At 57.7% G+C, this 26,132-nt stretch carries 27 protein-coding genes; 10 read left to right on the forward strand and 17 right to left on the reverse strand.

The window, feature by feature from the left end:
- Window position 1 precedes the first annotated feature (1 nt).
- The 6 genes from Q0903_RS03865 to folK all read right to left on the reverse strand — a co-directional run bounded on the left by Q0903_RS03865 (window position 2) and on the right by folK (window position 6,099).
- Window positions 2-1,477, reverse strand: a complete 1,476-nt coding sequence (locus Q0903_RS03865) for an alpha/beta fold hydrolase (protein ID WP_299412989.1) — start codon at window positions 1,475-1,477, stop codon at window positions 2-4.
- A complete protein-coding gene (locus tag Q0903_RS03870; RefSeq protein WP_299025320.1) occupies window positions 1,461-2,213 on the reverse strand; it encodes a pyridoxine 5'-phosphate synthase in 753 nt (250 codons plus the stop codon). The genes Q0903_RS03865 and Q0903_RS03870 overlap by 17 nt, the downstream gene beginning before the upstream one ends.
- A complete protein-coding gene (locus Q0903_RS03875; protein WP_299025323.1) occupies window positions 2,206-2,889 on the reverse strand; it encodes a DUF2062 domain-containing protein in 684 nt (227 codons plus the stop codon). Before Q0903_RS03875 ends, Q0903_RS03870 begins: the two co-directional genes overlap by 8 nt.
- Window positions 2,886-5,039 carry a bifunctional (p)ppGpp synthetase/guanosine-3',5'-bis(diphosphate) 3'-pyrophosphohydrolase gene (locus Q0903_RS03880; protein WP_299412992.1) on the reverse strand — a complete coding sequence of 718 codons (2,154 nt, stop codon included), beginning with the start codon at window positions 5,037-5,039 and terminating at the stop codon, window positions 2,886-2,888. The genes Q0903_RS03875 and Q0903_RS03880 overlap by 4 nt, the downstream gene beginning before the upstream one ends.
- A gap of 43 nt (window positions 5,040-5,082) precedes the next feature.
- Window positions 5,083-5,436 carry a DNA-directed RNA polymerase subunit omega gene (gene rpoZ, locus Q0903_RS03885; protein ID WP_299025329.1) on the reverse strand — a complete coding sequence of 118 codons (354 nt, stop codon included), beginning with the start codon at window positions 5,434-5,436 and terminating at the stop codon, window positions 5,083-5,085.
- Between the two features lie 72 nt (window positions 5,437-5,508).
- Window positions 5,509-6,099 (reverse strand): 2-amino-4-hydroxy-6-hydroxymethyldihydropteridine diphosphokinase, encoded by a 591-nt coding sequence (gene folK, locus Q0903_RS03890; RefSeq protein WP_299025331.1) that lies wholly within the window; start codon window positions 6,097-6,099, stop codon window positions 5,509-5,511.
- Window positions 6,100-6,224: 125 nt separating this feature from the next.
- On the opposite strand from folK, the gene Q0903_RS03895 reads away from it, so the two are divergent.
- Together Q0903_RS03895 and ispH are read left to right on the forward strand one after the other, a co-directional pair.
- Window positions 6,225-6,776: an NYN domain-containing protein gene (locus Q0903_RS03895; protein WP_299025334.1), complete on the forward strand. Its 552-nt coding sequence runs from the start codon at window positions 6,225-6,227 to the stop codon at window positions 6,774-6,776.
- 74 nt (window positions 6,777-6,850) lie between these two features.
- The gene (ispH, locus tag Q0903_RS03900; RefSeq protein ID WP_299412996.1) at window positions 6,851-7,801 is read left to right on the forward strand and encodes a 4-hydroxy-3-methylbut-2-enyl diphosphate reductase; all 951 of its coding nucleotides are present in this window, start codon (window positions 6,851-6,853) and stop codon (window positions 7,799-7,801) included.
- Between the two features lie 418 nt (window positions 7,802-8,219).
- Here ispH and Q0903_RS03905 read toward each other — a convergent pair whose 3' ends face one another.
- The 5 genes from Q0903_RS03905 to xylF all read right to left on the reverse strand — a co-directional run bounded on the left by Q0903_RS03905 (window position 8,220) and on the right by xylF (window position 13,731).
- Complete coding sequence (locus Q0903_RS03905; RefSeq protein WP_299412999.1) at window positions 8,220-9,218, reverse strand: aldose epimerase family protein; 999 nt, start codon at window positions 9,216-9,218, stop codon at window positions 8,220-8,222.
- Window positions 9,219-9,251: 33 nt separating this feature from the next.
- The gene (locus Q0903_RS03910; protein ID WP_299413002.1) at window positions 9,252-10,193 is read right to left on the reverse strand and encodes an ROK family protein; all 942 of its coding nucleotides are present in this window, start codon (window positions 10,191-10,193) and stop codon (window positions 9,252-9,254) included.
- Between the two features lie 370 nt (window positions 10,194-10,563).
- Window positions 10,564-11,310 carry an ATP-binding cassette domain-containing protein gene (locus tag Q0903_RS03915; RefSeq protein ID WP_299025346.1) on the reverse strand — a complete coding sequence of 249 codons (747 nt, stop codon included), beginning with the start codon at window positions 11,308-11,310 and terminating at the stop codon, window positions 10,564-10,566.
- 10 nt (window positions 11,311-11,320) lie between these two features.
- Window positions 11,321-12,586: a sugar ABC transporter permease gene (locus tag Q0903_RS03920; protein WP_299413004.1), complete on the reverse strand. Its 1,266-nt coding sequence runs from the start codon at window positions 12,584-12,586 to the stop codon at window positions 11,321-11,323.
- 131 nt (window positions 12,587-12,717) lie between these two features.
- On the reverse strand, window positions 12,718-13,731 hold the full coding sequence (xylF, locus tag Q0903_RS03925; RefSeq protein ID WP_299413006.1) for a D-xylose ABC transporter substrate-binding protein: 1,014 nt from the start codon (window positions 13,729-13,731) through the stop codon (window positions 12,718-12,720).
- Between the two features lie 212 nt (window positions 13,732-13,943).
- Here xylF and Q0903_RS03930 point away from each other — a divergent pair, with 212 nt between their 5' ends.
- A complete protein-coding gene (locus tag Q0903_RS03930) occupies window positions 13,944-15,146 on the forward strand; it encodes an ROK family protein (RefSeq protein WP_299413008.1) in 1,203 nt (400 codons plus the stop codon).
- Window positions 15,136-16,644: a CRTAC1 family protein gene (locus Q0903_RS03935; RefSeq protein WP_299413011.1), complete on the forward strand. Its 1,509-nt coding sequence runs from the start codon at window positions 15,136-15,138 to the stop codon at window positions 16,642-16,644. Before Q0903_RS03930 ends, Q0903_RS03935 begins: the two co-directional genes overlap by 11 nt.
- Here the strand turns inward: Q0903_RS03935 and Q0903_RS03940 are convergent.
- The 4 genes from Q0903_RS03940 to Q0903_RS03955 all read right to left on the reverse strand — a co-directional run bounded on the left by Q0903_RS03940 (window position 16,627) and on the right by Q0903_RS03955 (window position 21,582).
- Complete coding sequence (locus Q0903_RS03940; protein ID WP_299414473.1) at window positions 16,627-17,877, reverse strand: cytochrome c peroxidase; 1,251 nt, start codon at window positions 17,875-17,877, stop codon at window positions 16,627-16,629. The genes Q0903_RS03935 and Q0903_RS03940 overlap by 18 nt on opposite strands.
- 73 nt (window positions 17,878-17,950) lie before the next feature.
- Window positions 17,951-19,258, reverse strand: a complete 1,308-nt coding sequence (gene xylA / locus Q0903_RS03945; protein WP_299413014.1) for a xylose isomerase — start codon at window positions 19,256-19,258, stop codon at window positions 17,951-17,953.
- Window positions 19,255-20,724: a xylulokinase gene (gene xylB, locus Q0903_RS03950; RefSeq protein WP_299413017.1), complete on the reverse strand. Its 1,470-nt coding sequence runs from the start codon at window positions 20,722-20,724 to the stop codon at window positions 19,255-19,257. The genes xylA and xylB overlap by 4 nt, the downstream gene beginning before the upstream one ends.
- 435 nt (window positions 20,725-21,159) lie before the next feature.
- Window positions 21,160-21,582 carry a VOC family protein gene (locus Q0903_RS03955; RefSeq protein ID WP_299413020.1) on the reverse strand — a complete coding sequence of 141 codons (423 nt, stop codon included), beginning with the start codon at window positions 21,580-21,582 and terminating at the stop codon, window positions 21,160-21,162.
- A 199-nt stretch (window positions 21,583-21,781) separates the two neighbouring features.
- Between Q0903_RS03955 and Q0903_RS03960 the strand changes: the two genes are divergently transcribed.
- The 6 genes from Q0903_RS03960 to Q0903_RS03985 are packed head-to-tail and all read left to right on the forward strand — an operon-like array spanning window position 21,782 to window position 24,898.
- The gene (locus Q0903_RS03960; RefSeq protein WP_299025366.1) at window positions 21,782-22,396 is read left to right on the forward strand and encodes a LysE family translocator; all 615 of its coding nucleotides are present in this window, start codon (window positions 21,782-21,784) and stop codon (window positions 22,394-22,396) included.
- Window positions 22,396-22,848 (forward strand): DUF3429 domain-containing protein, encoded by a 453-nt coding sequence (locus Q0903_RS03965; protein ID WP_299025369.1) that lies wholly within the window; start codon window positions 22,396-22,398, stop codon window positions 22,846-22,848. Before Q0903_RS03960 ends, Q0903_RS03965 begins: the two co-directional genes overlap by 1 nt.
- Complete coding sequence (locus Q0903_RS03970) at window positions 22,845-23,438, forward strand: class I SAM-dependent methyltransferase (RefSeq protein WP_299413024.1); 594 nt, start codon at window positions 22,845-22,847, stop codon at window positions 23,436-23,438. The genes Q0903_RS03965 and Q0903_RS03970 overlap by 4 nt, the downstream gene beginning before the upstream one ends.
- Window positions 23,431-23,886 (forward strand): ribonuclease HI, encoded by a 456-nt coding sequence (gene rnhA, locus Q0903_RS03975; protein WP_299025375.1) that lies wholly within the window; start codon window positions 23,431-23,433, stop codon window positions 23,884-23,886. Before Q0903_RS03970 ends, rnhA begins: the two co-directional genes overlap by 8 nt.
- Window positions 23,883-24,278: a hypothetical protein gene (locus Q0903_RS03980; protein WP_299025378.1), complete on the forward strand. Its 396-nt coding sequence runs from the start codon at window positions 23,883-23,885 to the stop codon at window positions 24,276-24,278. Before rnhA ends, Q0903_RS03980 begins: the two co-directional genes overlap by 4 nt.
- Window positions 24,275-24,898 (forward strand): TRIC cation channel family protein, encoded by a 624-nt coding sequence (locus Q0903_RS03985; RefSeq protein WP_299025381.1) that lies wholly within the window; start codon window positions 24,275-24,277, stop codon window positions 24,896-24,898. The genes Q0903_RS03980 and Q0903_RS03985 overlap by 4 nt, the downstream gene beginning before the upstream one ends.
- Before the next feature lie 74 nt (window positions 24,899-24,972).
- Here Q0903_RS03985 and Q0903_RS03990 read toward each other — a convergent pair whose 3' ends face one another.
- Both Q0903_RS03990 and fmt read right to left on the reverse strand, forming a co-directional pair.
- On the reverse strand, window positions 24,973-25,209 hold the full coding sequence (locus Q0903_RS03990; protein ID WP_299025384.1) for a hypothetical protein: 237 nt from the start codon (window positions 25,207-25,209) through the stop codon (window positions 24,973-24,975).
- A 6-nt stretch (window positions 25,210-25,215) separates the two neighbouring features.
- The gene (gene fmt / locus Q0903_RS03995; protein WP_299413028.1) at window positions 25,216-26,130 is read right to left on the reverse strand and encodes a methionyl-tRNA formyltransferase; all 915 of its coding nucleotides are present in this window, start codon (window positions 26,128-26,130) and stop codon (window positions 25,216-25,218) included.
- Window positions 26,131-26,132 lie beyond the last annotated feature (2 nt).

The raw sequence follows: 26,132 nt of genomic DNA on the forward strand, positions 1-26,132 counted from the left end.
CCTAACCCCCTACTGCAAAGAACGGAAAACTAACGCCCAATGCCCATGCAAGGATCAGGCCCAGCCCAGCGCCCGACGTAAGCGGCCCCGCACGCTGCGCCACCCAGCGGCCCATCAAACCAAACACGATGTAGAACAGCACCATCACAGGCGCGATCAGGATTAAGAAGAACAGCCCTTCAAAATCCAGATACACCGCCCACATGAGCGACGCAAAAAACGCGACCCGTAGCACCAGCCGCTGCCAAAGCGGCGCATCGCCGCCGCGGCTCACCAGCGCATCCGCTACCATGAACGGGAGCGTGCCAATGCACAGGGCCGCGATCACCCACAGCCGCTCGGACGTGGGCACAAAATTTGCGCCATATCTGTCCAGTGCCAGGCCAAACGCACCCAAGCCCCAAACCAGGATCGCCGCCACGCCCAAAGCCGAGATGGCACCAACCCGCACGCCCACACGCCACAAGATACCCAGCTGCACCATGCCTGTCAGAAACAGATGCAACGCAAGGTAATCCGCGACCATCACAGGCAGCAGCCGCACATCCAGATAGGTCGCGACCACAGGCACACTGACAGCAGGCACCAACGCCAGCAGCCAAACCTCGCGCGTGGGCAAGTTGACCGCAACGCGCGCGCCAGTCGGCAGCAACCGCGCCAGAGGCCGCGCAAGCGCCACGATCCCTGCCAAAAGCGCCATCAACCACCACCCCGAAACTGGCCGCGCCGCAGCTCCCTCGTGGCTGAAGGCACGGTTCAACCAGTCACGCGCGGCGATCTGACCCGCCTTGCTGTGCAGGATCGAGACATGTTCGGTGTAAGGTGCTGCCATTGCCATACGGATCACACCATCAGCTTGCACGACGGCGTCTTCGACAGCATCAAGTTGCACCATCTGCACCGCCTCAAGGCCAAAGGCGCGCAAATGCCCCTCCCACTGCCCCGAAATCAACAGCATATCGGCAGGCTCCGCCTCGGTGACTGCCTGCGAGAATGCGGACAGCAACACAAGCGGGCCAATGTTCGCCCGATCATCCAGCGCCGCACGGATAAGCACATCCGTCGCCATAGAATGGCCCAGTACCGCCACAGGTACATCTGCGTCACCCACAGCAGCGACAACATCCAGCGTTTGTTCGACCAACAGGCGCGTGGTGCCGTCAATCACGGTCACATCACCTGACATCGGGACAGGATTGCGGCCATGGCCCAGAAAATCAAAGCTATGGACGCGGTAACCGGACCGCGCGAGCGTAAGCGCATAGGCCTGCATCATCTGTGCAGATCCCGCAAAGCCATGCGCGATCACTACAACAGGACCGTTCGCATCCGCGATTGTGTAGCTGATAACGGGGGTCTGTCCGACAGAACCGTTCGTGATCTCAACCCCGCGCCGTGCCCCTTCGAGCTGCCACAGCGACGCCAGCACCAGCACAACGGCCAGTACCGGCAAAACGCGATCAAACAGCGCGCGCATCGTCCATCAGGCGGCGCATCTCGGCGATTGCAGGCTCAAGCCCCAGAAAAATCGCCTCTCCAATCAGAAAATGCCCGATGTTCAGCTCCACCACTTCGGGAAAAGCCGCCACAGGCGAGACTGTGTCATAGGTCAGCCCGTGACCCACATGCATTTCCAACCCCAGTTCGTATCCAAACGTGGCCATATCCCGTAGTTTGGCCAGCTCTGCATCCGCATCCTCATAGCGCCCCTCGTGAAAGGCATCGCAGTAGGCCCCTGAATGCAGCTCGACCACCTGCGCGCCAATGCGGTGCGCGGCCTCCAGCTGACGCTGCTCGGCGGCAATAAAGATAGACACACGGCTGCCCGCCTCACGCAGAGGCGCGATGAAATGGGCCAGACGGTTTTCCTCGCGTGCCACTTCCAGACCACCTTCGGTCGTTCGCTCCTCGCGTTTTTCCGGCACGATGCACACGGCATGCGGTTTATGGCGCAAGGCAATAGCCTGCATTTCAGGCGTTGCCGCCATCTCGAAATTCAGCGGCACGGTCAGAATATCCATCAAACCTTCAATATCCGCATCCGAGATGTGGCGGCGGTCTTCGCGCAGGTGCGCGGTGATGCCATCGGCACCCGCCTCTTGCGCGATCCGTGCAGCACGCAGCGGATCGGGCGTATCGCCCCCACGCGCATTGCGCACCGTGGCCACGTGATCGATGTTCACACCCAGACGCAGCTTTTGCAGCTCAGCCATTCGCTTTTTCCTTTTTCTCTTTCGCAGCCAGCTTTTTCTCTTCCGCCTTAGCGGCAGTCTTGGCCTTGAGTGCTTCGAATTTCGCCTTGATCAATCCCTTGCGGCGGCGCTGGTAAGCCTGCAACAACGGCACAGCCAGATAATAGCTCAGCGTGGCAAAGAAGATACCGGGCAAAATGCCGCCGATCAGATAGGGATAGAACACCTCTCGCGAAAAAATCGCGAGGCCGGACCAATCCATTTTTTCAGGTGTGAAAATGGCCATGGTATTATGCCATAAATCACTCCCCGCGTCCGAAAACTTGCGGCTCAGCGCGCGCAACTCACCCTCTTCCAGCTCGGTCCCCAAAATCCAGTGACCCGATTTAAGCGACGCCAGAGCGATGAAAACAAACGTCAGCGGGTTGCCTACAAATGTCGCCATCAGCGAGGCAAGGATATTGCCTTTCATCAGCTTGGCCAACAGGACAGCGATGAAAAAGTGGAATCCGAACAGCGGCGAGAAGGTGACAAACACACCTGCCCATATGCCCCGCGCAATCCGCTCGGGGCTGTCGGGCAGGCGCCGCATGCGGTGTTTTACATAATGGAACGCACGCGCCCAGCCACCGCGAGGCCAAACCAGCTCGGCCATGCGGCGCAACATCGGCTTGGGGTCGCGGCGTTTGAAAATCACTGGGCGTTCTCCACGGCTGCAATCGCATCAGCCTGTACACCTGTATCGCGGTATCTGGTAATCGCCGCTACGTGACTTTCTGCCTCAAGGGTCAGCATCAGCGAATGCAGCTGCCCTGCGTCCCGCAATTCCGCATGGACCAGCACACGAAAGAAGTCGGGCTTGCGCTCAACAAAATTCAGATCGGCAATATTCGCCCCTGCTTCACCAATCAGGGTACAGATGCGCCCCAGCACACCCGGATCATTCGACACCGTCACGTCCAGCGTGACACCATAGGCCGCAGGGTGGCTACCATCATGCCAGCGCAGGTCCAGCCAGCGTTCGGGCTGCTCCTCATATGCGCTCAGTCGGTCGCAGTCTATCGCGTGCAGGGTCACGCCCTTGCCGCGAAAGGTGATGCCGACAATCCGCTCACCGGGAAGCGGCTCACAACAGGGCGCACGGTCAAACGACTGGCCCAGTTCCAGACCGATGACAGCTCGCTTGCGCTCCACTTCGTCGCCGCGCACCTTGCTGAGCTCTGGATAAACCGCGCTCACGACCTCGCGGCCTGTTAGTTCAGCACTGCCCATTTGCTCCAGCAAATCATCCACATCGCCCAGACGCAGCGCACGCGCCGCTGTCGCCAGCACTTTGTCGGTGGCCTTTTTGCCCACCTGCTCGAATGCCGAACGGGCCAGCTCTCGGCCCAGCTTCGCAAACCGCGCACGGTCGACATGGCGCAGACTACGGCGGATGGCGGTTTTGGCTTTGCCTGTCGTGGCAATGTCCAGCCACGTCACCTGCGGAGTCTGCCCCTCGGCGGTGATAATCTCGACAGACTGACCGTTCTTGACCCGCGTCCACAGCGGCACGCGGAGCCCGTCAATCTTGGCCCCTACACAGGCCGATCCGATGCGCGTATGGATCGCATAAGCAAAATCAATCGGTGTGGCCCCTTTGGGCAGCTTGATCACTTCCCCTTTGGGCGTGAAGCAGAACACCTTGTCAGTGTACATTTCCAGCTTTACCGCCTCGAGAAAGTTCTGGTGATCGTCCTCACCGTCAAACTGCTCGGTCAGCTGCGCAATCCACTTTGCAGGATCCACAGCAAACGGGTTCCGCGAACGTACACCGTCGCGATAAGACCAATGCGCGGCCACACCTGTTTCGGCTACATCATGCATCTGCCGTGTGCGTATCTGTACTTCTACCCGCTTGCCATCGCGCCCCGACACGGTCGTATGGATCGAACGATAGCCATTGGTCTTGGGCTGGCTGATGTAATCCTTGAAACGACCCGGCACTGCGCGCCAGCGGCGGTGAATAGCACCCAGCGCACGGTAACAGTCTTCCTCGCTGTCCGTGATGATCCGAAAGCCATAGATGTCGGACAGCCGCGAAAACGACTGTTCCTTTTCCTCCATCTTGCGCCAGATCGAGTAGGGCTTTTTTGCGCGGCCAAAAATCTCGGCCTCCAACTCCGCTTGCGCCAGCTCTTTACGCATATCGGTTGTGATCCGCTCGATCACATCACCCGTCTCTTTTTGCAGCGTGATAAAGCGGCGCATGATAGATGTCCGCGCTTCGGGGTTGAGAACCTGAAACGCCAGATCTTCCAGCTCTTCGCGCATCCATTGCATGCCCATACGACCCGCAAGCGGCGCAAAGATATCCATGGTTTCACGCGCTTTTTGCACCTGCTTTTCCGGGCGCATCGCCTTGATCGTGCGCATATTGTGCAAACGGTCCGACAGCTTCACCAGAATAACGCGCAAATCCTTGGCCATCGCCATGAACAACTTGCGAAAATTCTCGGCTTGCTTGGTCTCGGATGAGTTCAGCTGCAGATTTGTAAGCTTGGTGACGCCGTCAACAAGCTCCGCCACCTCCGAGCCGAACAGCTGCTCGACCTCGTTATAGGATGCTGGCGTGTCTTCGATGGTGTCGTGCAGCAGGGCGGTGATAATGGTCGCATCGTCCAGCTGTTGCTCTGCCAGAATGGCGGCAACGGCAACGGGATGTGTGAAATAAGGCTCGCCCGAGTGGCGCAATTGCCCTTCGTGCATCCGCGCACCGTAAGAGAAGGCGTCGCGGATCAGCGCTTCGTTTGTTTTGGGGTTAAACCCCCGCACCAATGTGACAAGGTCATCGGCAGTCGTTGTCATTCTCTGCCTCAACCCTAGGGCAGCATAAGGTATGCCGCCGCGATCACCCCTGCCCTTGGGCCGCCATCAACTGACGCAGCAGCATCTCTTCGGACATGCTGTCCTCTTCGGGCTTGTCCTGCTCGGCACCCATAAGAATCGCCATGGCATCCTCTTCAGGCTCGTCCACTTCGATCTGGGTCTGGTTGCTTTCGATCAGGCGCTCGCGCAGATCATCAGCGGCTTGGGTCTCGTCCGCGATCTCACGCAGCGAAACGACAGGATTTTTGTCATTGTCGCGATCAACGGTCACGGCCGAACCGGCCGAGATTTCGCGCGCGCGGTGTGCCGCAAGCATAACCAGTTCAAACCGGTTCGGGACTTTATCAACACAATCTTCGACGGTGACGCGGGCCATTGGACGCTCCAATACAGAATACAAGCTAGAAAGCGGTACTTAGGCCCGTTCGCCCTGATTTACAAGCAGGTATTACAATGCGACCACCTCGTCACGCAGGCCTTGCGGTAGCGCATCATGCATTGCGCGCACTGTATCTCCGGTGATCGGGTGCGCCCAGTCAGGCGCGACTTCCAGCAGCGGCACCAGCACAAATGCCCTCTCGGCAAGACGCGGATGCGGCAAGACCAATTCAGACGGTATTTCGATTTGTTGCGCTTCCAGCGGCAATTCCCGCCAGTATTGGTGAGTTTGCGGGTCAGGCAGCACAGTTTGCCCCATCGCGATCAAATCCAGATCCAGCGTCCGCGCCCCCCAGCGCTGCACCCGCAGCCTGCCCATCTGCGCCTCAACCGCGTGCAAACCTGCCAGCACTTGCGCGGCAGTCATATCTGCCTCCACCACAGCCGCCGCGTTCACAAAATCCGGACCAGACCCCGCAGGGAACGCCGGAGTGTTGAAATAACGGCTTCGGGCGCGAATCACAAAACCTGCCTCACCCAGCATATCAAATGCCTGATCCAGCACCTCTGCCGAACCCGATTCCCCGAATTCAAGGTTCGATCCAAGCGCCAAAAGGCACTGCACGTCATAGTTGAGCGAAGATGCGCTGTTTTTCCCCATGACAAGCCCTTGTGCGATTTGCAGAATAATCTACATACACCTTAACAGCCGTTGACTGACAACAGTTTACGGTATTTCAGCACCCGTTTCCCACCTGCCTTATGCAGAGATTTTAGAGGAAAACCATGTTTTACAAAGATGAGCGCCTCGCGCTCTTCATTGATGGCTCAAACTTGTACGCTGCCTCGAAATCTCTCGGTTTTGACATCGACTACAAATTGTTGCGCTCTGAATTTATGCGTCGTGGTAAACTACTGCGCGCTTTCTATTATACCGCACTGCTGGAAAATGACGAATATTCGCCAATCCGCCCCCTAGTGGACTGGCTGCACTATAACGGCTTTTCCATGGTCACAAAAACCGCCAACGAATACACCGACAGCATGGGCCGCCGTAAAATCAAAGGCAACATGGACATCGAGCTGGCCGTGGACGCGATGGAGCTTGCACCCCGCGTCGACCACATTGTCATCTTTTCAGGCGATGGTGATTTCCGCCCCCTTGTGGCCTCGCTTCAGCGCCAGGGTGTGCGTGTTTCTGTCGTTTCCACCATCCGCAGCCAACCGCCCATGATCTCGGACGAGCTGCGCCGTCAGGCCGATAACTTTATCGAACTGGATGATCTGCGCGATGTGATACGCCGTCCCCCCCGTGATATCCCGCCAGCAGCGGATTAAAACCTCTGCGGCAAAACGTTGCTGGACCTGACGGCCCTGCCCATTTACCTCTATCCCCAAAGACGGAGATACTGATGAGCAAGCCCCCCCTTACCCTCTACCTCGCTGCACCGCGCGGATTTTGCGCAGGCGTGGACCGCGCCATCAAAATTGTCGAGATGGCGATCGAGAAATGGGGCGCGCCTGTCTTTGTCCGACACGAAATCGTGCATAATAAATTTGTCGTCGACAGCCTGCGCGACAAAGGTGCCGTTTTCGTCGAAGAACTCTCCGAATGTCCCGATGATCGCCCTGTGATCTTCTCGGCCCACGGTGTCCCGAAATCCGTGCCCAGCGCCGCACAAGCGCGCAATATGGTCTATGTCGATGCCACTTGTCCGCTGGTCAGCAAGGTCCACATCGAGGCACAGCGCCACCATGACGCTGGCTTGCAAATGATAATGATCGGCCATGAAGGCCACCCCGAAACCGTCGGTACCATGGGCCAGCTTCCCGAAGGCGAAGTTCTGTTGGTCGAAGTTCCCGAAGACGTAGCAGCGGTACACGTGCGCGATGAGACAAAACTCGCCTATGTCACCCAAACCACGCTGAGCATCGACGACACAGCAGATATTGTTGCCGCTCTGCAGGCACGCTTCCCTGCGATCGTAGGACCGCACAAAGAAGACATCTGTTACGCCACCACCAACCGCCAAGAAGCGGTGAAAGCCATGGCACCAAAATGCGACGCGATGCTGGTGGTCGGCGCGCCGAACTCATCAAACTCCAAACGCCTTGTTGAAGTAGGCTCGCGCGCGGGCTGCTCTTACGCGCAACTGGTCCAACGGGCCGACGATATCGACTGGCGCGCCCTTGATGGCATCACCAGCATTGGCATCACCGCAGGGGCAAGCGCCCCCGAAGTCCTCATCAACGAAGTCATTGACGCATTCAAATCCCGCTACGATGTGACCGAAGAGCTGGTCGAGACTGCAGTGGAAAACGTAGAATTCAAAGTGCCGCGCGTTCTGCGACAGACAGCCTGATACGCAGATTCAGCGTCGCTTGATGACTACCAACAAGTGATAGGTAAAGCGAAACACCGAAATCAACTATGGTTTTGACCGGAGGTTTTGATTGCCCGGTATGCGTCATACGTTAACCCCCTCTTCAAACCGGAGGCGGGACAAGGCAGCGGGCCAGACTGCCCATGTGCCTTTTTCATTGTGCTGACGCCTGCTCTAGCGCTACCGCTCTCCGAGACGCTTTGCTCACGTCTTGTTATAGCTCTGCCGAATATTCCCAAAGCGCTTCGCACCTATCGGCTCAATAGACCACAAGCAGGATGATTTGGTTTAGCCCTGAACAGCCACTTGCTCTCCCCTGCCGCGAAACGGCAGCCGTTTCCCTATCATGGGGTCTGTCTTTGCATCCTCAGGTCAAAAGTTGTTTGCCAGAGAACGATCACCGCGCAGGATGAACAAACCGGAATGTTGATTTCTGGTGGTAGGTCTCACCAACAGCCAGCGTAACAGATGGGAAATCCGCGTGGTTCGGTGCATCAGGCCAGCCTTGTGGCTCCAGAGCGATGCCTGAGAATGGGCCATAGCGCACCCTATCCATACCATCATATGCGGCCTTGATCCCATGCCCTGTATAGATTTGCAGACCCGCCTCGGTCGTCGAGATTTCCAACTGGGTTCGTCCCTCGGGGCAACACAGGCTGGCAACTTTTTGCAATCCGCGCCGCTGGTCTGCAAGGCACAGATTGTGGTCGTAGCGCTCCCCCGACATCAAGCGCCTGCCAGCGCGAAAATCAAATGCCGTCCCTGTAACTCTGCGCAACTCCCCTGTGGGGATTCCCGCGGCGCTGACAGCGACATAGCTGTCCGCAGCAACTTCCAGACTATGCCCTGTAATCGTTTCGGCGTATCCGAGATTGAAGTAGCTGTGATGCGCAAAATTACACAAGGTCAACGCATCACACTGTGCTGTAATATCAACCGAAAGGGTCTGCCCTTCCAGCAAGGAAAAATGCACCTGAACGGTTAGATTGCCCGGATATCCCATATGTCCGTCAGGCAACGTGTCTTCCAGAGTAACGTGGGTTTCGGAATGATCCACAACGCGCCAGTTTCGTCGCCCTGATCCCTCTGAACCGCCATGCAGATGGTGCCCGTCGGGCAAGTTACGATCCAGTTGCAGGGATTGCCCATCCAGAAGGGCCAAACCGCCCCCGATCCGGTTTGCAACACGCCCGACCATCGCTCCGAAATAGTTCTGGTCGCTCAAGTAGCCCTGCAGATCAGAGTACCCAAGCACAAGGGACCGCTCATGTCCTGCAATCCTGAGGTCTTGCAGAATAGCACCATGGCTCAGAACAGCCGCCCGCATCCCTTCCCGCCGCAGTGTAATGCGGTGAACAGGTGCACCCGTTTCATCTTTGCCAATGATCTCTTTCACAAAGAGCCACCCCGTTCGCCAATGTCCGCGCCATCAGTCAAATGCGTATCCCATGCATCCGATAAGAGCAGCGGCATCATCTTCGATCACCCAAACAGGGGCGTTGAAACTGGCAGAAATCTGGCTATGCCTCGATATTCCTTCAAGACAGGCTTCTTGTGCAACCTGCATAATCGCTCTTGCAACACTGCCCGCAAGATACATGCCCGAGGTTGGCATATAGGCCATCGACAGATCCCCCAACAGCCGCCCGAATAGCTTTGCATATAGCTCGACAGCCGCTGATATGCTCTGGGGGCCGCCCTGTTTGTAAGCCGAAATTACAGCGCGCCCATCAAGGTCGGGCTCTCCCGTCATCTGCTGGCAGAACCGTGTGAACCCCCGCCCAGAGAACAACGCCTCGACTGTCTCGAACAGGTCCACGTCGATACCCGCGCGGATCAATTCGCGCGAAACACTAAAAGGAAGGGTGGCATGGCCTGCTTCAACAGCTGGGCAAAACATAACGCCTGATTGCTCCAGAACAGGACCTACATTGAAACCTGTCCCCACGCCCACAACCAACGATTGGGCAGGGCTTGTTTCAAGTAACACGCCGACACGCACCTGTCGCAACTGCCCGTCGTTCAGCGATTGTGTCGCATACGCAAGCGCATTCAAATCATTGAGGAGGTGGATTTTGCCACAGTCAAATCGCACCCCGATGTGCGACGCCTCAATCACCCAGCTGCGATTGGTCAACTGCGCCTGCCCATCGTCAACAGGACCAGCGACCGCAATCACCATCTCGTCAAGCTTCGTGTTCCGGGCAGCCAGAAATGACGCAAGTATAAGGTAGAAATCGTCCCATTCATCGTTTGCATAGCCTCGCACGGTCCCGGGCACGATCGCTCCATCGCAGCTCAGCGCCATTCGGGTATTCGTGCCGCCGACATCAGCAACAAGACGCATGCCAGAGGAAGGAAGGTTATGCATATAAAAACCAGTTTAAAGAGTTCGTGAGTTAGCTATTCAATACGGAAACGCTTTTGGCACCTTTGACCTCACCTCGGAACGCTCAATTTCTATCAGCAAGGAGTTTCGGCAGCTTCTGATGGCCAGCATATTGCACACCTCCAGCGCAAACGGTGTCGGGACACTGGCCTGCCTTACTTCCCCTTTTGTAAAGGCCTTGCCGCTCGCCCGCTTTGAGGGCCTTTAACCCCATAGACAGGCTTGCCATGCAATCGTGGCGCATCGGTTGCTTTACCAATGCCGCATCGCATGCATCAGAGAAGGTGGCGGTCATCTTTCGAAGTTGTTCGAGGGCGGAAGCCATAGGCGGTACACTTTCAAGACGTTTCGCTCAGGACGGCAGCTTGCCAAGAATAATCATGCTCAACAGGTCGTCGTCTGTGACGTCGTTGATATTGACAGTCCCCACAAGCTTTCCGTTCTTCATGACGCTCGCGCGGTCGCATAAATCCATCACATCATGGATGTCATGGCTGATCAGAAAAATACCGATCCCTTCCGCCTTGAGCTGCTGGATAAGCTCGGACACCATCGCGGTCTCTTGCGGCCCCAGCGCGGCCGTCGGCTCGTCCATAATCAGGATGCGGGCGTTGAAATAGACAGCCCGCGCAATCGCAACCGACTGGCGCTGCCCGCCTGACAGGGCCGAAACAGGCTCCCCGAACTTCTTGAAGTTGGGGTTGAGCCGCCCGAGGATTTCACGGGTCTCCGCCTCCATTGCATCATCGTCCAGCATGCCAGACCCTGTCACCAACTCGCGCCCCAGAAACAGATTGCTCGCCGCATCCAGATTGTCGGACAGCGCCAACTTTTGATAGATTGTCTCGATGCTATAGGCACGGGCGTCGCGCGGGTTTCTGATCGTGGCTTTCTCACCATCAATCCAGATTTCCCCACTGTCGGCGGCATAGGCCCCCGACAGCATTTTGATAAGTGTGGTCTTGCCTGCCCCATTGTGACCCAACAGGCCCACAACTTCTCCAGGATGAAGGTCAATGGACACGTCATCAACGGCATGGATGCCGCCAAAGGAAATGCGCATATTCTTCATTTCAACAAGTGGCGTGTTCTGTGTCATAACGGTCTCCTCACACGCCGGTCTTGCGGCGGTACACAATGTCGATCCAGACGGCAAAGACCAGTACAAAACCAACCACGATATTTTGCAGTGGCGCATCAACATTGGCCGAGGCCATGCCCGATTGAAGGGTCTGCATCACCAGCGCGCCGATTACAGCGCCGTAAATCGTCCCTGCCCCACCAGCCAGCGCCGTGCCGCCGATAACGGCCGCCGCAATCACGCGCAACTCGTCCAGCGTGCCAAGGCCCACGTCAACCGCCCCCAGTCGCGCAGACGCTACCGCAGCCGACAAGCCGGTCAGTGCCCCCAAAAGTCCGAATACTTTGACCGTGAGCAAGCGGGTGTTAATGCCAGACAGCTCTGCCGCTTCGGGGTTGCCGCCCGTCGCATAGACATAGCGGCCAAACCGCGTGCGGCTCGCAACGATGGTCATCAGAAGGGTCACAATCAACAAGATCACAACAGGGATCGCCACACCGTGATTGAGGACCAACCCCTCGGTCACTTCGATACCGCGTGCCTGCGCGATGCGGGGCAATGCGCCCTTGGCAATCGGATAGGAATTCATCGTCCAGACAAAGCACATGATCAGACCCGCAGCGAGACCAATCAGTGTCGCCTCGGCCCATACAGGCTTCACCTTGAAGCCGTGGTTTGTCTTGCGTCGTCTGCTCATCAGCATCAGGGCGACAGCCGCCAGCGTCGCAAAAACACCAAAGCCCCAGCTCAGCGTTTCTCCAAGCGTGCCGTCAGCGCCACCGCCCAAAAGTTTGAAGTTGGGGTCAAGCGGAGCAACGGTTTGCCCCTGCGTCACCCACCACATCGCACCGCGAAAAATCAACAACCCACCCAGCGTCACAATAAACGAAGGGATCAACAGATAGCCGATAACCCAGCCCTGTACCGCCCCGATCACCGCCCCCATTAGAATGGCTGCAACAACCGCAATGATCCAGATCGACCAATGCCCGAAACCCACAAGTTCGGGCAGAAACTTGACCTGCAAAGCGGCGACTGTCATGCCGATAAATCCCAACATAGACCCAACCGAGAGGTCGATATGGCGGATCACAATAACAAACACCATTCCTGTCGCCATAAGCGCCACAGACACAGTCTGAACCGAGATATTGAAAACATTTCGGGGCGTCAGGAAACGCCCGCCAGTGATCAGATCAAACATGATCCACAACAGGACAAGCGCACCAATCATGCCCATGAGCCGCAGATCTATGCCGAGCTTGTCAAGGAAATTTCGAAGGGGGGATCGCATGCGCAGAACCTTTTCATTCGTGTACCACAGAACAGTCCGCCCGAGGGCAGGCTGTCGTCAACAGTGAAACAGGGAAAGAATATTGGTGTTCCCTCCGGCTTGCACCGGAGGGAACGGATTAATGATCCGGATTACTGACAGGCAGCGTTATCGGAACCTGCGCAAAGAACGTCTTTCATGATCCAGCCCGCGTCCAAAACAACACTCAGGTTGTCGGCAGTCACAGGAACAGGCGCAAGGAACTTGGCAGTCATTGTTGTCCCGCTTGGCGAGGTCCAGTCAGCCGCACCGTCAACCTCCATTTCCTTGATCAAGGAAACAGCGATTTCACCAGCTTCACGACCCAAAGCGCGTGCATCTTTCCAGACTGAAACTGTCTGCGTACCTGTTGCAACGCGGTTCAGAGCGGCGTGATCGCCATCCTGACCGGATACTGGAATGCCTTCCATGCCTTGCGCTGTAAGCGCGGCAACAACGCCACCAGCTGTGCCGTCGTTCGACGCAACCACGGCATCAACTTTGTTGTCATTGGCCGTCAGGATTTGCTCCATATTCCGCTGTGCGTTCGCTGGAACCCAGCCATCGGTATAGGCTTCGCCCACGATTGTGATCGCACCACTGTCGATAGCCTCTTGCAGGATTTCCTGCTGGCCACCGCGCAAAAAGTCGGCATTCGGATCGGTTGGCGAGCCTTTGATCATCACGTAGTTGCCTGTCGGCTGTGCTGCCAACACGGCACGCGCCTGCATCCGGCCCACTTCGACATTGTCAAAAGTGAGATAAAAAACGCGGCTGTCTTCAATCAAACGGTCATAAGCGATGACAGGAATGCCTTCGTCCGCAGCTGCCTGCACTGCCGGCCCAACGGATGACGCGTCCTGCGCCAGAATGATCAGCGCATCCGCACCCTGTGCGATCAGGTTCTCGATGTCCGACAACTGCTTGCCAGAGGATGACTGCGCGTCCGCAGAAAGATAGCCGATGCCCGCAGCTTCCAAAGCGCCTTTGATTGCCGCCTCGTCCGTTTTCCAACGCTCCTCCTGAAAGTTGGACCAGCTGACGCCAACGGTCATTTCTTGTGCGTATGAATAGGATGCGGCAACCAGTGCCATCGCCGTTGTAGCGGCAAAAGTAATTTTCTTCATGATTTCCTCCCAGAAATGTATCAACGCCTAGACTCAGCACGTTGCCATGCAACTTTTCTAGCATTTTTAATTCTTCTGGCAAATTAAATAGTCGCATCAAACGAAAAAATTGGCCGAAATCGCCCTTAAACGCCTATTTCACTGACGAATTTCATAGAATTTCTTTGGTCGCTGAACTAAAGTTCAGGCAGCAATTTGAGGATTTTGAAGCGATGGACCTATCAAAAGACAGCTCGCGATCGGCCCTTCTGGACGCGATCCGTCGCGCAAAACGCATTGCCCGCATTGATCTGGCGCAACTGACAGACATCTCGCCCGCAACAGTCACAACGGTCACAGCCGATATGATCCGCCAAGGCCTGATCGAAGAAGTGATCCCGGAAGAGCTGACAAGCCAGTCGCGCCGCGGCCGCCCCCGCGTGAACCTCAAACTGCGCGCAGACGCCTTTCTCGTGGCAGGGCTGAAAGTGGCGGAAACGACAATCTCGGTGGTCCTTGTTAACTTTGTCGGCGAAGTCGTCGCACAGCACACCTACCACCGCACCGAGACCCGCCCTGCCCCCGAAATCCTGATTACCCAGATCCAACAGGCGATTGATGCGACACTGGCCGATGTGGACTATGTCTTCGAGGATCTGTCGGCTGTCGGTCTGGGGATTGCGGGCATCGTGGATGCAAAACGCGGGTTTGTGCATTGGTCCCCCTTTCTCAACACCCGCAACCTCGAACTGGCCAGAATGCTGAAAGAGGCGGTGAACCTGCCGATCTTTCTCGACAATGATGCAAATCTTGTTGCCATGGCCGAACAATATCTGGGTAACGCTCAAAATACGGGCAATTTCATCGTAGTAACGATTGAATCAGGCGTCGGTATGGGCATCGTGATCGATAACAAAGTGTACCGTGGCACGCGCGGCTGCGGTGCGGAGTTCGGCCATACCAAAGTCCAGCTCGACGGCGCATTGTGCCGCTGCGGCCAGCGTGGCTGCCTTGAGGCATATGTCGCTGACTACGCGCTGCTGCGCGAAGCCTCATTTGACACATCACTGTTCAAGGAAGGCGGGGCCGAGCGTAGTATACAAGACCTGCTCACCGCGGCACGCAAAGGCGACCCGACTGCAAAAAGCATCATCGACAGGTCCAGCCGCATCTTTGCAATGGGCCTGTCCAACCTGATTAACCTCTTCGATCCAGAGCTTATCATTCTATCGGGTGAACGAATGTCATTCGACCATCTCTATGCCGAAGAAGTCATTGAGGTGATCCGCTCCTCTATCGTGCAGGTCGATGCCCCCCCACCCGATATTATCGTACACAAATGGGGGGATTTTATGTGGGAGCGGGGGGCCGCGGCCTTTGCCTTGGTGGGCGTGGCCGAGATGTCCTTGCGCGACGGCCTCGATCGTGTGGCATAGGCTCCTTTGCTGCCTCTGGGCCGCGCCTGTTTATGCCCAGTCATTCACGCCAATCGGCGTCCCCGATCACGTCTATGAAGGCGGCTGGGAACATTTTGTGGGCGGTGGCATCGCCGCCTTTGACTGCGATGGCGACACCCTGCCAGAACTGTATGCAGCAGGCGGAACGGCATCTGCCAAACTTTTTCGGAACACCAGTACAGCGCAGATTTCTTTTCGGGTCGAGACGCCCGACGCCCTCGCCCTCACTGGCGTGACCGGAGCTTACCCGCTGGATTTTGACAATGATGGCCAGACCGATCTGGCTGTCCTGCGCGTGGGAGAAAACAAATTGCTGCGCGGGCTCGGCGACTGTCAATTCACGCAAGTAGCCCTCCCGACATCCGACCGCTGGACCACCTCCTTTTCCGCCACATGGGAAGGCGCGAACACACGGCCAACGCTGGTTTTTGGAAACTACGTTGACCGCAGCGACCCTGATGGCCCCTTCAAAGCCTGCGATGCGCATGAGCTATATCGCCCGGCGCACGCGACCTACAAAGAGCCGGACCTGTTGACCGTGGGGTTCTGCACCCTGTCGATGCTGTTTACCGATTGGGCGCGCGCAGGCCGGCAGGATCTGCGCGTCTCGAATGATCGCCATTACTATGTGCGCGGCGGACAGGAACAGCTTTGGGCGATGGAGCCTACACCACGCCTGTTTGGCCCCGAGGACGGATGGCTCAAGCATGAGCTTTGGGGCATGGGCATCGCCAGCCGCGATGTTTCGGGTGATGGCTTGCCGGATGTCTATCTGACCTCCATGGGCGATCAGCGGTTGCAACTGCGTGAAGGTGAAGGCCCGACCTACCGCGACGCCTCCTACAGCTTTGGCGTGACAGCCCACATGCCCTACGAGGGCGGCGACGGGCGCCCCTCAACGGGGTGGCATGCTGTGTTTGGTGATGTACAGAATGACGGGCTGGATGATCTGTTTGTGACAAAAGGCAATGTCGACCAGATGCCGGGCAGTGCCTTTGACGATCCAAACAATCTGTTGGTCCAGACGCCAACCGGCTTTATCGAGCGTGGCAGCAGTGCAGGATTGCTCAGCATGGCCCGTAGCCGTGGCGCAGCACTGGTGGATCTCAACCGCAACGGCCTGCTTGATGTGGCGGTGGTAAACCGCCGCGCCCCTTTGGAGGTCTGGCAAAACACCACTACGCAGGCGGGAAACTTCGTAACCATCGCGCCCATCCAAGCCGCGCCAAATCGCAACGCAGTCGGGGCATGGATCGAACTTAAGGTCGCAAACAAAACAGTCGCCCGCGAGATCACGATTGGCGGTGGTCACGCAGGTGGCGTGCTCGTCCCCGAACATTTCGGGTTGGGACAAGCGCAGACCGTGCAGGCACGTATCATCTGGCCAGACCGCGAAATCAGCGAATGGGTCACGCTCCTTGCCAACACCCATACCACCCTGACCCGCGAGGGGGGTGGACTATTGATCGACTTTTAGACCACTTGGCACTGTCACGGGTACACCTGATCCCGCCCGCAAAGACGTGTCATCGGTCAACGCATGTAGAAATGCGATAATCTGGTCCACTTCGCGACTGTTCAGCCTAACAGGCGCTAGATCATTTGCCGCGGCAACAGCTGCAATCTCGTCCCGACGCTGCATAAACCAATCATCAGCTGCGCCATCCATGGGCGGCAAAACCGCTTGGGAGATATCGTAACTCTCCAGCGAGGTAACAGGATCAAGGTGGTGCAAAACCACCCCCCGCAACGTCGCAAAAGAACCGCTGTGCCCATAGGGGGCTGTCAGCGCCACATTGCGCAGCGATGGCGTTCGAAACGCATAGGCATCTGCGGGATCACCCGTCACGCGCATACGTCCCGTATCACGCGCATGGCTCTCGAAGCGTGCCGATTTGCCCGGGCCGATCTGCGGCATCGCAATCGCATGAAAGCTGTGGTCAGTCTGGAATTGTCCAGTGTGACAGGCCGCGCAATCCGCCTTGCCGTAAAACAAAGCCATGCCCGCTGCCGCCTCTTCGGACAGTGGCTTGCCTTCGCGCAGGTACAGATCAAACGGGCTTTGGTCCGCGCGCCACTCCTGCGCAATAAACGCCGCAAGCGCATCTGATATGGCAGGAAAGGTAATTTCGGTTCCCTCTCCGATCACCGCATCAAACCGCTGGCGGTATTCGGGGATCATGGAAACCCGCGTGGCGATGATATCCCACGCACCGCCCTGCCCCGTCAAAAGCCCCTGACGCACCGCCTTGGCGACATCATTCTCGCCGTAGTGCCCCGCCATTTCATCCGCCGACAGCACCGGAAACATCGCCTGCGCAGACAGGGCCGAGGCGAACCCCGCCAGCATATCATCGCTCAGTGGTGTGCGAATGCCATGCGGTTTGTCCGGATCAGCCTCCAAACGACCATCATGGAAAAAAACTGTGAACTCCGCCGCGCCCAGATTGAACAAGGCCGGCGCATTGCGCGGAATACGAACTTCTGGCAGGTTGTCGGGGTCAACCACGCGGTCACGCCCCAGCCCGCTGGCCCCATCGCCCAGCCCCAGCGAGACCCCATCCGCCGTAGCCATACGCGGATGATGACATGTGGCACATGACACCTCGCGAGACCCCGACAAAACGGGATCGTAAAACAGCAACCTGCCAAGGGCTACTTCGTCTGCGCCAAACGCGGCAAAAGTCGCATCCGCCTGCGGCAGCGGCAGCGTCTGCGCCCACAGAGTGAACGGGACCGCCACCACTGCCGCGAGCCCGCAAAGGCCGACTGTGCCGAACCGATCAGACAAAGCGGTTTACGTAATTCTCAAGGATTTCCTGCCGCCCCGAACGTGGCTGCGGGTTGATATCCTGCGCCAAAACACGATCGGTAATGCTGCCAAGATCACTCCCCAGCATCGCGCGGGCCTCAGGCGTTTCCCACCCCGCATAGCGCTCGGCCAACGCTGTCTCCAGACCGCCGTCCTCCAGCATCGCATGGGCCGCCTTCAACCCGCGCGCACAGACATCCATCGCACCGACATGGCTGGCAATCAGATCTACCGCATCGAGGGACTGCCGCCGCAGCTTTGCGTCGAAATTAGTGCCACCCGTATCAAAACCGCCTGCCTTGAGGATGTGATAATAAGCCAATGCCACTTCAGGCACATTATTGGGGAACTGGTCGGTGTCCCAACCCGACTGATAATCATTGCGGTTCATATCAATAGAGCCAAACACACCCAGTGCCGCCGCTGTCGCTATCTCATGCTCGAAACTGTGGCCCGCAAGGATCGCATGACCCTGCTCAAGATTCAGCTTCACTTCTTTTTCAAGGCCGTACTTTTGCAAAAACCCGAAACAAGTCGCCGCATCATAATCATATTGATGTTTGGACGGCTCCTGCGGCTTGGGCTCCACCAAGATCGCACCTTTGAAACCAATCTTGTGTTTGTAATCCACCACCATGTTCAGGAAGCGGCCCATATGATCCAATTCCTGCCCCATATCGGTGTTGAGCAATGTCTCATAGCCTTCGCGCCCGCCCCACAGGACATAGTTCTCACCGCCCAGTTTTTGCGTCGCGTCCATGCAGCTTTTTACTGTCGCTGCCATAAAGGCAAAAACGTCAGGATCGGGGTTTGTAGATCCCCCCGACATATAGCGGCGATGCGAAAAGGTATTTGCGGTCCCCCACAGCAACTTGGTGCCGGTTTCTTCCATCTTGGTCCCGAAATAATCAGTCATCTCGTCCAGACGGCTGGTGTTTTCGGCATAGTTGCTGCCCTCGGGACGCACATCAGCATCGTGAAAGCAAAAATAGGGCGCCCCAAGGATACGAAACATCTCGAAGGCGGCATCGGCTTTGAGCTTGGCATTCGCCATTGTGTCTTGCGGGTGCCAAGGACGCTCCAGCGTTTGACCACCAAACGGATCGCCCCCCTCCCATGCGAAGCTGTGCCAATAGGCCACGGCAAAACGCAAATGCTCTTCCATCCGTTTGCCGCCCAGCATCTCGTCAGGGTTATAGTGATGGAACGCCATGGGATCGGCGCTGTCTGCCCCTGCGAATGTGATCGGTGAAATGTCTTTGAAAAAATCGGTGCTCATAACAGGGCTTTCATTGCTGGATATAGTCGTTTGTACTGAATGTAGCCGGCATCGTAGGCGGCGATCAGGGCAGGGTTTGGCTGTATGATTTCGTCGATATCAGGCGCAGTCATGACCGTTGCAGGATCAGCACCCGTCACCGCACATTGCGCCAAACGCGCAGCCCCCAAAGCCGCGCCAAAATCGCCATCTGCGGGTACGGCAAGCGGCAGGTTCAGGACAGTGGCCACCATCTCGACCCAGAGACGCGATTTCGTCCCGCCACCCAGAGCCAGAACCTCATGCAGTTCAACACCTGTCGTCTTTAACGCCTCATAGCTGTCGCGCAACGCGTACGCCACGCCCGCCAAGACAGCGTGCGTCATATCTTTGGTTGTTGTCCCGATATCCAGCCCGATGAAACTGCCCCGAATTTGGCTGTCGTTATGCGGCGTTCGCTCTCCGGAAAGATACGGCATGAACTTTAGATCACTTGGCGCTGTCAATGTATCACCCAACGCAGATGTCAGCGCCGCAGGCGTTTGCCCCGTCACCGAAGCCAGCCAATTCAGACAGTCCGTCGCCGCAAGAATTACACCCATCTGATACCAGCGATCCGGCACAGCATGGCAAAACGTGTGCACAGCCGAGGCAGCATTGGGCGCATAGCTATCGCGTGCCGCCAGCAAAACACCGGATGTACCAAGCGAGATAAAGCCCTGTCCCTCTTTCAACACGCCTGCGCCGCAGGCAGCCGCGGCATTGTCACCAGCGCCTCCCGCAACCTGCACAGCGGGTGAAAGGCCCCAATCGCGCGCCAGATCAGCCCGCAAGGCTGCTGCCACATGCGACCCCTCGACAAGGTCGGGCATCTGCGAACGTGTCATTCCGCTGGCGTCCAGCAATTCCTGTGACCAATCCCGCGCGCCCACATCAAGCCAAGATGTTCCCGCAGAATCGGACATATCCGCGACATAAGCTCCGGTGAGCCAAAAGTTGAGATATGCCGCTGGCAGCAGGACTTTAGCCGTCTTCGAAAAATTCTCTGGCTCGTGGGTTGCGACCCACATGAGCTTGGGCGCTGTAAACCCGGGAAAGACGATGTTGCCCGACACCTCCCGCACACGGTCCACACCATCAAGGCTCGCTGCCTCTATATGGCTGCGTGTATCATTCCAGAGCATACAGGGCCGCACCACAGCGCCACCGCGATCCAACAGGACCGCCCCGTGCATGTGGCCGGACACACCAATGCCCGCGACACAGGCCCATTCGTCCGGCACTTGCGCACGCAACTGCTGCACAACAGCACCACAGGCGGCGATCCAGTTTGCAGGATCTTGCTCGCTCCACCCTCTCTCGGGGCGCTGTGACGCATAACTCACCTCATGCGAGGCAATGGTCGCGCCGCCCTCATCCACAAGCAGACCGCGCAAGCCCGAGGTCCCCAAGTCAAATCCAATGTAGCATTTTTTGGTCATTTTCATTGTTAGCCCCTTTTTAATTTAGCAGTCAAATTAAAAAGGGCTGCAGCACCCATTTTTGATTTCAACTCGGATCAACTGCCAGAGCATGGAACGCGTATCGCCGTCCTGCCAATGAAGAAACGATAGCCTTTACACTTGCTCAACCGAGCGGTTTGGAACGCTCTCAACGCCCCAGCATCACCAAACCGTTTTGCGCACACAAATCACTGCTGCCGCCTCTGGCGCAGTGTCGGTATTGAAAGCTTGCCTTGATCTGGCCCGTTCTATCCAAGCCCTGTACAGTGACAGCGCTTCATCGCGCACCACCGTTTGAAGGCAGCCGCCGGGAATGCTCACTGATAAACGGTCATGCACCATAGCCGCGATAAGCACTTTCAGAACATGTCAGCCAGAACTGGTGACCACCGGTGTCGCTCCTAACGGCAGCAAAGTACGCTATGTGATTGGTCTATCACCGATATACTCACTGAACCTCAGAAGGTATCCATCAGGATCTTGGATTAGAAATTCGATCTGACCGCGCTCTTTCTCGTCAATCCGATACCATGACGTCTCCAAATCCGCGAAAACTGAAATGCCATGGCTTCCGACACGTCTGCGGAGCTGCCTGACGTTGTCTACGAGAATTTGAAAGTTGATCCCTCTCCCATATGGTTTTTGCATCTCCCCAGTGCTCCAAAAGCCATTAGTCTGTTCAATCATAATTTGAACCTGACCAAGCCCAAGATACGCAAAACCCTTCTCAGCCCGCCCGTGCATGACCTCGAAACCGAGCACTTGCGTGTAGAACTTCAGACCCGCTGGAAAGTCAGAACACGACAGTTCTGGAACAAGCGATGAGTATTGACTGGCGACCATACAATTTTCCTCTGTGCTCGTTTGAAGTCAGCGGGTCAGACTTGCAGGGTTTGCGGCACACTCAGCGGGTGTCCAAGGCCGCAAAGCGGGCGCCTGGCGGATACCGCAATTCCTTCGCGCCGCCCCCTCATTCCACTCTTCACAACACCCACCGCTCCATCGTAGCCTAAGACAACGCATAACCCAAAGGCCGCTCCCTATGATCACGCTCCAGTTTCTGCTTACCGCGCTCGTCGTCGTCGTCATTCCCGGCACGGGCGTGGTCTATACCCTCGCCCTCGGTCTGGGCCAAGGACGCCGCGCCGCGCTCTGGGCTGCCCTCGGCTGCACCTTCGGCATAGTCCCACACCTTGCTGCTGCAACGCTGGGTCTGGCTGCTGTTCTACACACCTCCGCGCTTCTCTTTACCGCTGTAAAATGGGCGGGCGTTGCCTATCTGCTCTACCTTGCATGGCAAGCGCTCAAGGACGGCGGTGCGCTCAATGTTCAGGCCTCTGACACAAGACAAAGCGGCTGGCGCATCGCGCGGCGCGGCGCGCTGATCAACATTCTCAATCCGAAGCTGTCGATCTTCTTTCTGGCCCTGCTGCCGCCCTTCCTGTCGGGCGTCCCTGCCACTGCCACAGCGGAAATGGCCCTGCTCGGCGCGGTCTTCATGGCGCTCACTTTTGCAGTCTTTGTTCTCTATGGCATCTTCGCCGCTGCAGCGCGCGCGCAACTCCTGGGATCTCCGCGTGTGATGGCATGGCTCAGCCGCTCCTTCGCAGCGATCTTTGCCGCCCTCGCAGGCCGCTTGGCGTTTGAGCGGGCCTGATGCACGGCATTCCCCGCTCCCCTCTTCTGCTTGGCCTTGCAGGTCTGATCCCCTTTCTTTGGGGGGCCGCAACCGTGCTCAGCCCCTCCCTTAACGACCTCAGCGCAACCACCCTTGGCGCACGTTTTACAGGCCCCTACGTCCAGCTTTTCTATGGCGCGATCATTTTGTCCTTCATGTCCGGCGTCCTTTGGGGTTTTGCCACCAAAGCGACAGGCACACGCGCAACAACAGGCTATATCCTGTCCGTATTGCCTGCCCTATGGGCTTTCTTCATGACGGGCTTCGGCCCAAACACAGCCAGCCTCAATCTGATGATCGGCTTTGCAGGCCTGCTCGTCCTCGATACTACGTTTTTCCGCTGGGGTCTGACCCCCTCATGGTGGATGTCCCTGCGGCTGCTCCTGACAGCAATCGTTCTCATCTGCCTTACCATCACGGCCTTCGTATGAGCGATGCAGAAACCCTCAAGATCTACGCCGACCAATCGCGGAAATATGCCTCCCTCACCAACGCCGACCTCAGCAGCGACCCGCTTCTCACCAGCTTCATCGCAGCCCTTCCCAGCGGTGGCCGCGTACTTGACCTCGGCTGCGGCCCCGGCACCGCGGCGGGCGTCATGGCAAAGGCTGGTCTAAAGGTCCATGCTACAGATGCCGTCCCCGAAATGATCGCACTGGTCCCCAAAAGCCCCGACATCCACGCCGAAGTCAAAACCTTCGAACAAATCAGCGGCACCAATATATACGATGGCATCTGGGCAAACTTCAGCCTGCTACACGCAGCGCGCAGCACCCTCCCCGCAATCCTGAATGCCCTGCACATAGCTCTCGAACCAAACGGCACCTTCCACATGGCGATGAAACTGGGCGACACAACCGCCCGCGACCGCATCGGCCGCCAATATACCTACGTTACCGAAGAAGAATTGCGCGGTCTGCTGACCACAGCAGGCTTTACCGTCACAAAAAAGCATACCGGCAGCGGTAAAGGGCTGGACGGCACCTATGCCGATTGGATAGCACTCGCCGCATATGGCTAAACTTTACGCATACACAGACGGCGCCTGTTCAGGCAATCCCGGCCCGGGCGGCTGGGGTGCCTTGATGCAGGCAATGGACGGCGACAAGGTCGTGAAAGAACGTGAGTTGAAAGGTGGCGAGGCCAATACCACCAACAACCGCATGGAACTCCTCGCCGCTATCCACGCGCTCGAGGCGCTGGACCGCGATACAGAAATCACGCTGGTGACCGATAGCAACTATGTCAAAAACGGCATCACCGGCTGGATCTTCGGCTGGAAGAAAAACGGCTGGAAAAATGCTGCGAAAAAACCCGTGAAAAACGTAGAGCTGTGGCAGCGCCTTGACGCCGCAAACGCGCGCCACCGCGTTACATGGGAATGGGTAAAGGGGCACGCAGGCCATCCCGAAAACGAACGTGCAGACGCGCTGGCCCGCGCTGGCATGGCCCCGTTCAAACCTAAATGAGACTGGTCGCCTGCCCTGTAGCCTTGCATCCTGACGGCGGGATACGGCGCATCGCGATATGCCAACATCCGACACAGGGTCTGCAACTGCTCAGCGCCCCGTCAGACACGGAGCAGGCCGCGACTGCTACCGCTGCACGCCATCTATATGCGGTCAGCGGCCTCGAAACCCGCGCCGCCCTGCCTATTGGCACATCGCCAGATATCCAGCCTGACGCACATTGGCACTTTGCCCTGTGCCGTATCGTACCCCCCGTGCGCGACCGCTGGCAGCATCTCTGCGCACATAGCAGCCAGCTGTTGCAGTTCTCGTGGATATCCCTCGATGCGGCCGTGGACGGGCTGGACGCAAAAGACGCCCGCGCCCTCGACTGGATCAAAACCACCTTATGACCCTCATCACCTTCCTCGATTACGCCGCTGTCATCGTCTTTGCGATCACAGGTGCGCTGGTCGCCAGCCGCGCCCAGCTTGATCTGGTGGGCTTTGCTTTTATCGCCTGCCTCACAGCCGTAGGCGGTGGCACTATCCGCGATCTGCTGCTCGACAGAAACCCGATATTCTGGATCGCCCAACCCGCCTATCTCGGGGCGGCAGCAGCGGCAGCCCTTATTATCTTTTTCACCGCCCACCTGCTGGAATCACGCCTGCGCGCGATCATCTGGCTCGACAGTCTCGCCCTCGCCGTGGCTGTCGCGGCAGGAGCAGGTGTCGCAATCAGCCTTGCCCAGTCCCCCACCATCATCATCCTCATGGGCATTGTCACAGGCTGCATGGGGGGGCTGATGCGCGATGTGGTGGTGGGCGACGTCCCGGTCGTCCTCAAACAGGGCGAGCTTTACGTGACAGCCGCCTTCGCGGGTGCGGCAACCGCTGCAATGCTCAAAACCTACCTGCCCGAAACACCCTATATTCTTCTGATCGGTGCAGCGGTCACATGGGTCTTGCGTGCTGGCTCCATCCAGTTCGGCTGGCACCTGCCCGTCTACAAAAGCACACCACCCAAGGCCTAGCCTCTATTTTTCTTGGCCTTAAATCCTCCGGGTGAATTGGCCCATAGGGCCAAGGGGGCAGCGCCCCCTGACCGTCATTTCCGCCAGTGAAACGGCACAATAATCAGCGCCCCGATTGACGATACGATCGCGTTCAACCCCGGCGAGGAAAACCCGAAGCCGAACATAAGTCGCACAAAATAGAACACAAACGCCCCGCCCACACAGATGATGATGCTCTGCAAAATACCGTTATGCGTAAACTGTGTCTTTTCAGCCAGATAGCCGACAATACCCGCAATAACGACTGTTCCGATCATTGTAGGAAACATGGCGTTCTATCCTCTGCCTAAATCTGTGCCCACAGCGATCTGCGCACCGCGCTGGAAGGTTTCGGCATCCTGCGCGCCTTTGCCCGCCTTTTGCAAGCGGGTGAGCGCGACAGCCCCCTCGCCACAGGCCACATGCAACGCGCCGTCCAACACCGCACCCGCTGGCCCCGCATTCTCAACCAGATGCGATCCCAGAACTTTGATGCGCACCCCGTCATGTTCAAACCACGCCCCCGGAAAGGGCGACAGCCCGCGGATCTGCCGATCGATCTCAACGGCGGGACGGCCCCAGTCAATCTGCGCCTCGGCCTTGTCGATCTTGGCAGCATAGGTCACGCCGTCTTCGGGTTGCACCTGCGCTGCAAGACTGTCCAAAGCGCCCAGCGCACGCACAATCAAATCCGCGCCCAGCACGCTCAGACGGTCATGCAACTGTGCTGTCGTCTCGCGCGCACCGATATCCACAGCCTCGCGCAGCAGTACAGGGCCGGTGTCCAGCCCTGCTTCCATCTGCATGATGCATACACCCGTCTGCGCATCCCCCGCCATAATAGCGCGGTGAATGGGCGCAGCCCCCCGCCAGCGCGGCAGCAGGCTGGCGTGGATGTTCAAACATCCCCGCACAGGGGCGTCCAGTATCGCTTGGGGCAGGATTAAGCCATAGGCCACCACCACCGCGACATCTGCGTTCAACGCCATAAACTCTGTCAGCGCCTCATCCGTGCGCAACGACACAGGCGTGCGCACGTCCAGCCCCAAAATCTCGGCCCGCTGATGCACAGGGCTCGCACGGTCCTTCTTGCCCCGTCCCGCAGGGCGCGGTGGCTGGGAATAAACGGCGGCAATCTCGTGGCCCGCCTCCACCAATGCGTCCAACACCGGCACCGAAAAATCCGGCGTCCCCATGAATACAATCCGCATTG

The sequence above is a fragment of the uncultured Sulfitobacter sp. genome (assembly GCF_947502895.1).
In the GTDB taxonomy this organism is placed as follows: Bacteria; Pseudomonadota; Alphaproteobacteria; order Rhodobacterales; family Rhodobacteraceae; genus Sulfitobacter.

Coding starts and splice junctions, on each gene's coding strand:
- Q0903_RS03920 (WP_299413004.1), bottom strand. CDS start 12,586: ATGCGATCCCCCCTTCGAAATTTCCTTGACAAGCTCGGCATAGATCTG.
- fmt (WP_299413028.1), bottom strand. CDS start 26,130: ATGCGGATTGTATTCATGGGGACGCCGGATTTTTCGGTGCCGGTGTTG.
- Q0903_RS03980 (WP_299025378.1), top strand. CDS start 23,883: ATGAGACTGGTCGCCTGCCCTGTAGCCTTGCATCCTGACGGCGGGATA.
- Q0903_RS03960 (WP_299025366.1), top strand. CDS start 21,782: ATGATCACGCTCCAGTTTCTGCTTACCGCGCTCGTCGTCGTCGTCATT.
- rnhA (WP_299025375.1), top strand. CDS start 23,431: ATGGCTAAACTTTACGCATACACAGACGGCGCCTGTTCAGGCAATCCC.
- Q0903_RS03990 (WP_299025384.1), bottom strand. CDS start 25,209: ATGTTTCCTACAATGATCGGAACAGTCGTTATTGCGGGTATTGTCGGC.
- Q0903_RS03870 (WP_299025320.1), bottom strand. CDS start 2,213: ATGGCTGAGCTGCAAAAGCTGCGTCTGGGTGTGAACATCGATCACGTG.
- xylB (WP_299413017.1), bottom strand. CDS start 20,724: ATGAAAATGACCAAAAAATGCTACATTGGATTTGACTTGGGGACCTCG.
- Q0903_RS03865 (WP_299412989.1), bottom strand. CDS start 1,477: ATGCGCGCGCTGTTTGATCGCGTTTTGCCGGTACTGGCCGTTGTGCTG.
- Q0903_RS03970 (WP_299413024.1), top strand. CDS start 22,845: ATGAGCGATGCAGAAACCCTCAAGATCTACGCCGACCAATCGCGGAAA.
- Q0903_RS03910 (WP_299413002.1), bottom strand. CDS start 10,193: ATGCATAACCTTCCTTCCTCTGGCATGCGTCTTGTTGCTGATGTCGGC.
- xylA (WP_299413014.1), bottom strand. CDS start 19,258: ATGAGCACCGATTTTTTCAAAGACATTTCACCGATCACATTCGCAGGG.
- Q0903_RS03880 (WP_299412992.1), bottom strand. CDS start 5,039: ATGACAACGACTGCCGATGACCTTGTCACATTGGTGCGGGGGTTTAAC.
- rpoZ (WP_299025329.1), bottom strand. CDS start 5,436: ATGGCCCGCGTCACCGTCGAAGATTGTGTTGATAAAGTCCCGAACCGG.
- folK (WP_299025331.1), bottom strand. CDS start 6,099: ATGGGGAAAAACAGCGCATCTTCGCTCAACTATGACGTGCAGTGCCTT.
- Q0903_RS03895 (WP_299025334.1), top strand. CDS start 6,225: ATGTTTTACAAAGATGAGCGCCTCGCGCTCTTCATTGATGGCTCAAAC.
- ispH (WP_299412996.1), top strand. CDS start 6,851: ATGAGCAAGCCCCCCCTTACCCTCTACCTCGCTGCACCGCGCGGATTT.
- Q0903_RS03915 (WP_299025346.1), bottom strand. CDS start 11,310: ATGACACAGAACACGCCACTTGTTGAAATGAAGAATATGCGCATTTCC.
- Q0903_RS03955 (WP_299413020.1), bottom strand. CDS start 21,582: ATGGTCGCCAGTCAATACTCATCGCTTGTTCCAGAACTGTCGTGTTCT.
- xylF (WP_299413006.1), bottom strand. CDS start 13,731: ATGAAGAAAATTACTTTTGCCGCTACAACGGCGATGGCACTGGTTGCC.
- Q0903_RS03965 (WP_299025369.1), top strand. CDS start 22,396: ATGCACGGCATTCCCCGCTCCCCTCTTCTGCTTGGCCTTGCAGGTCTG.
- Q0903_RS03930 (WP_299413008.1), top strand. CDS start 13,944: ATGGACCTATCAAAAGACAGCTCGCGATCGGCCCTTCTGGACGCGATC.
- Q0903_RS03985 (WP_299025381.1), top strand. CDS start 24,275: ATGACCCTCATCACCTTCCTCGATTACGCCGCTGTCATCGTCTTTGCG.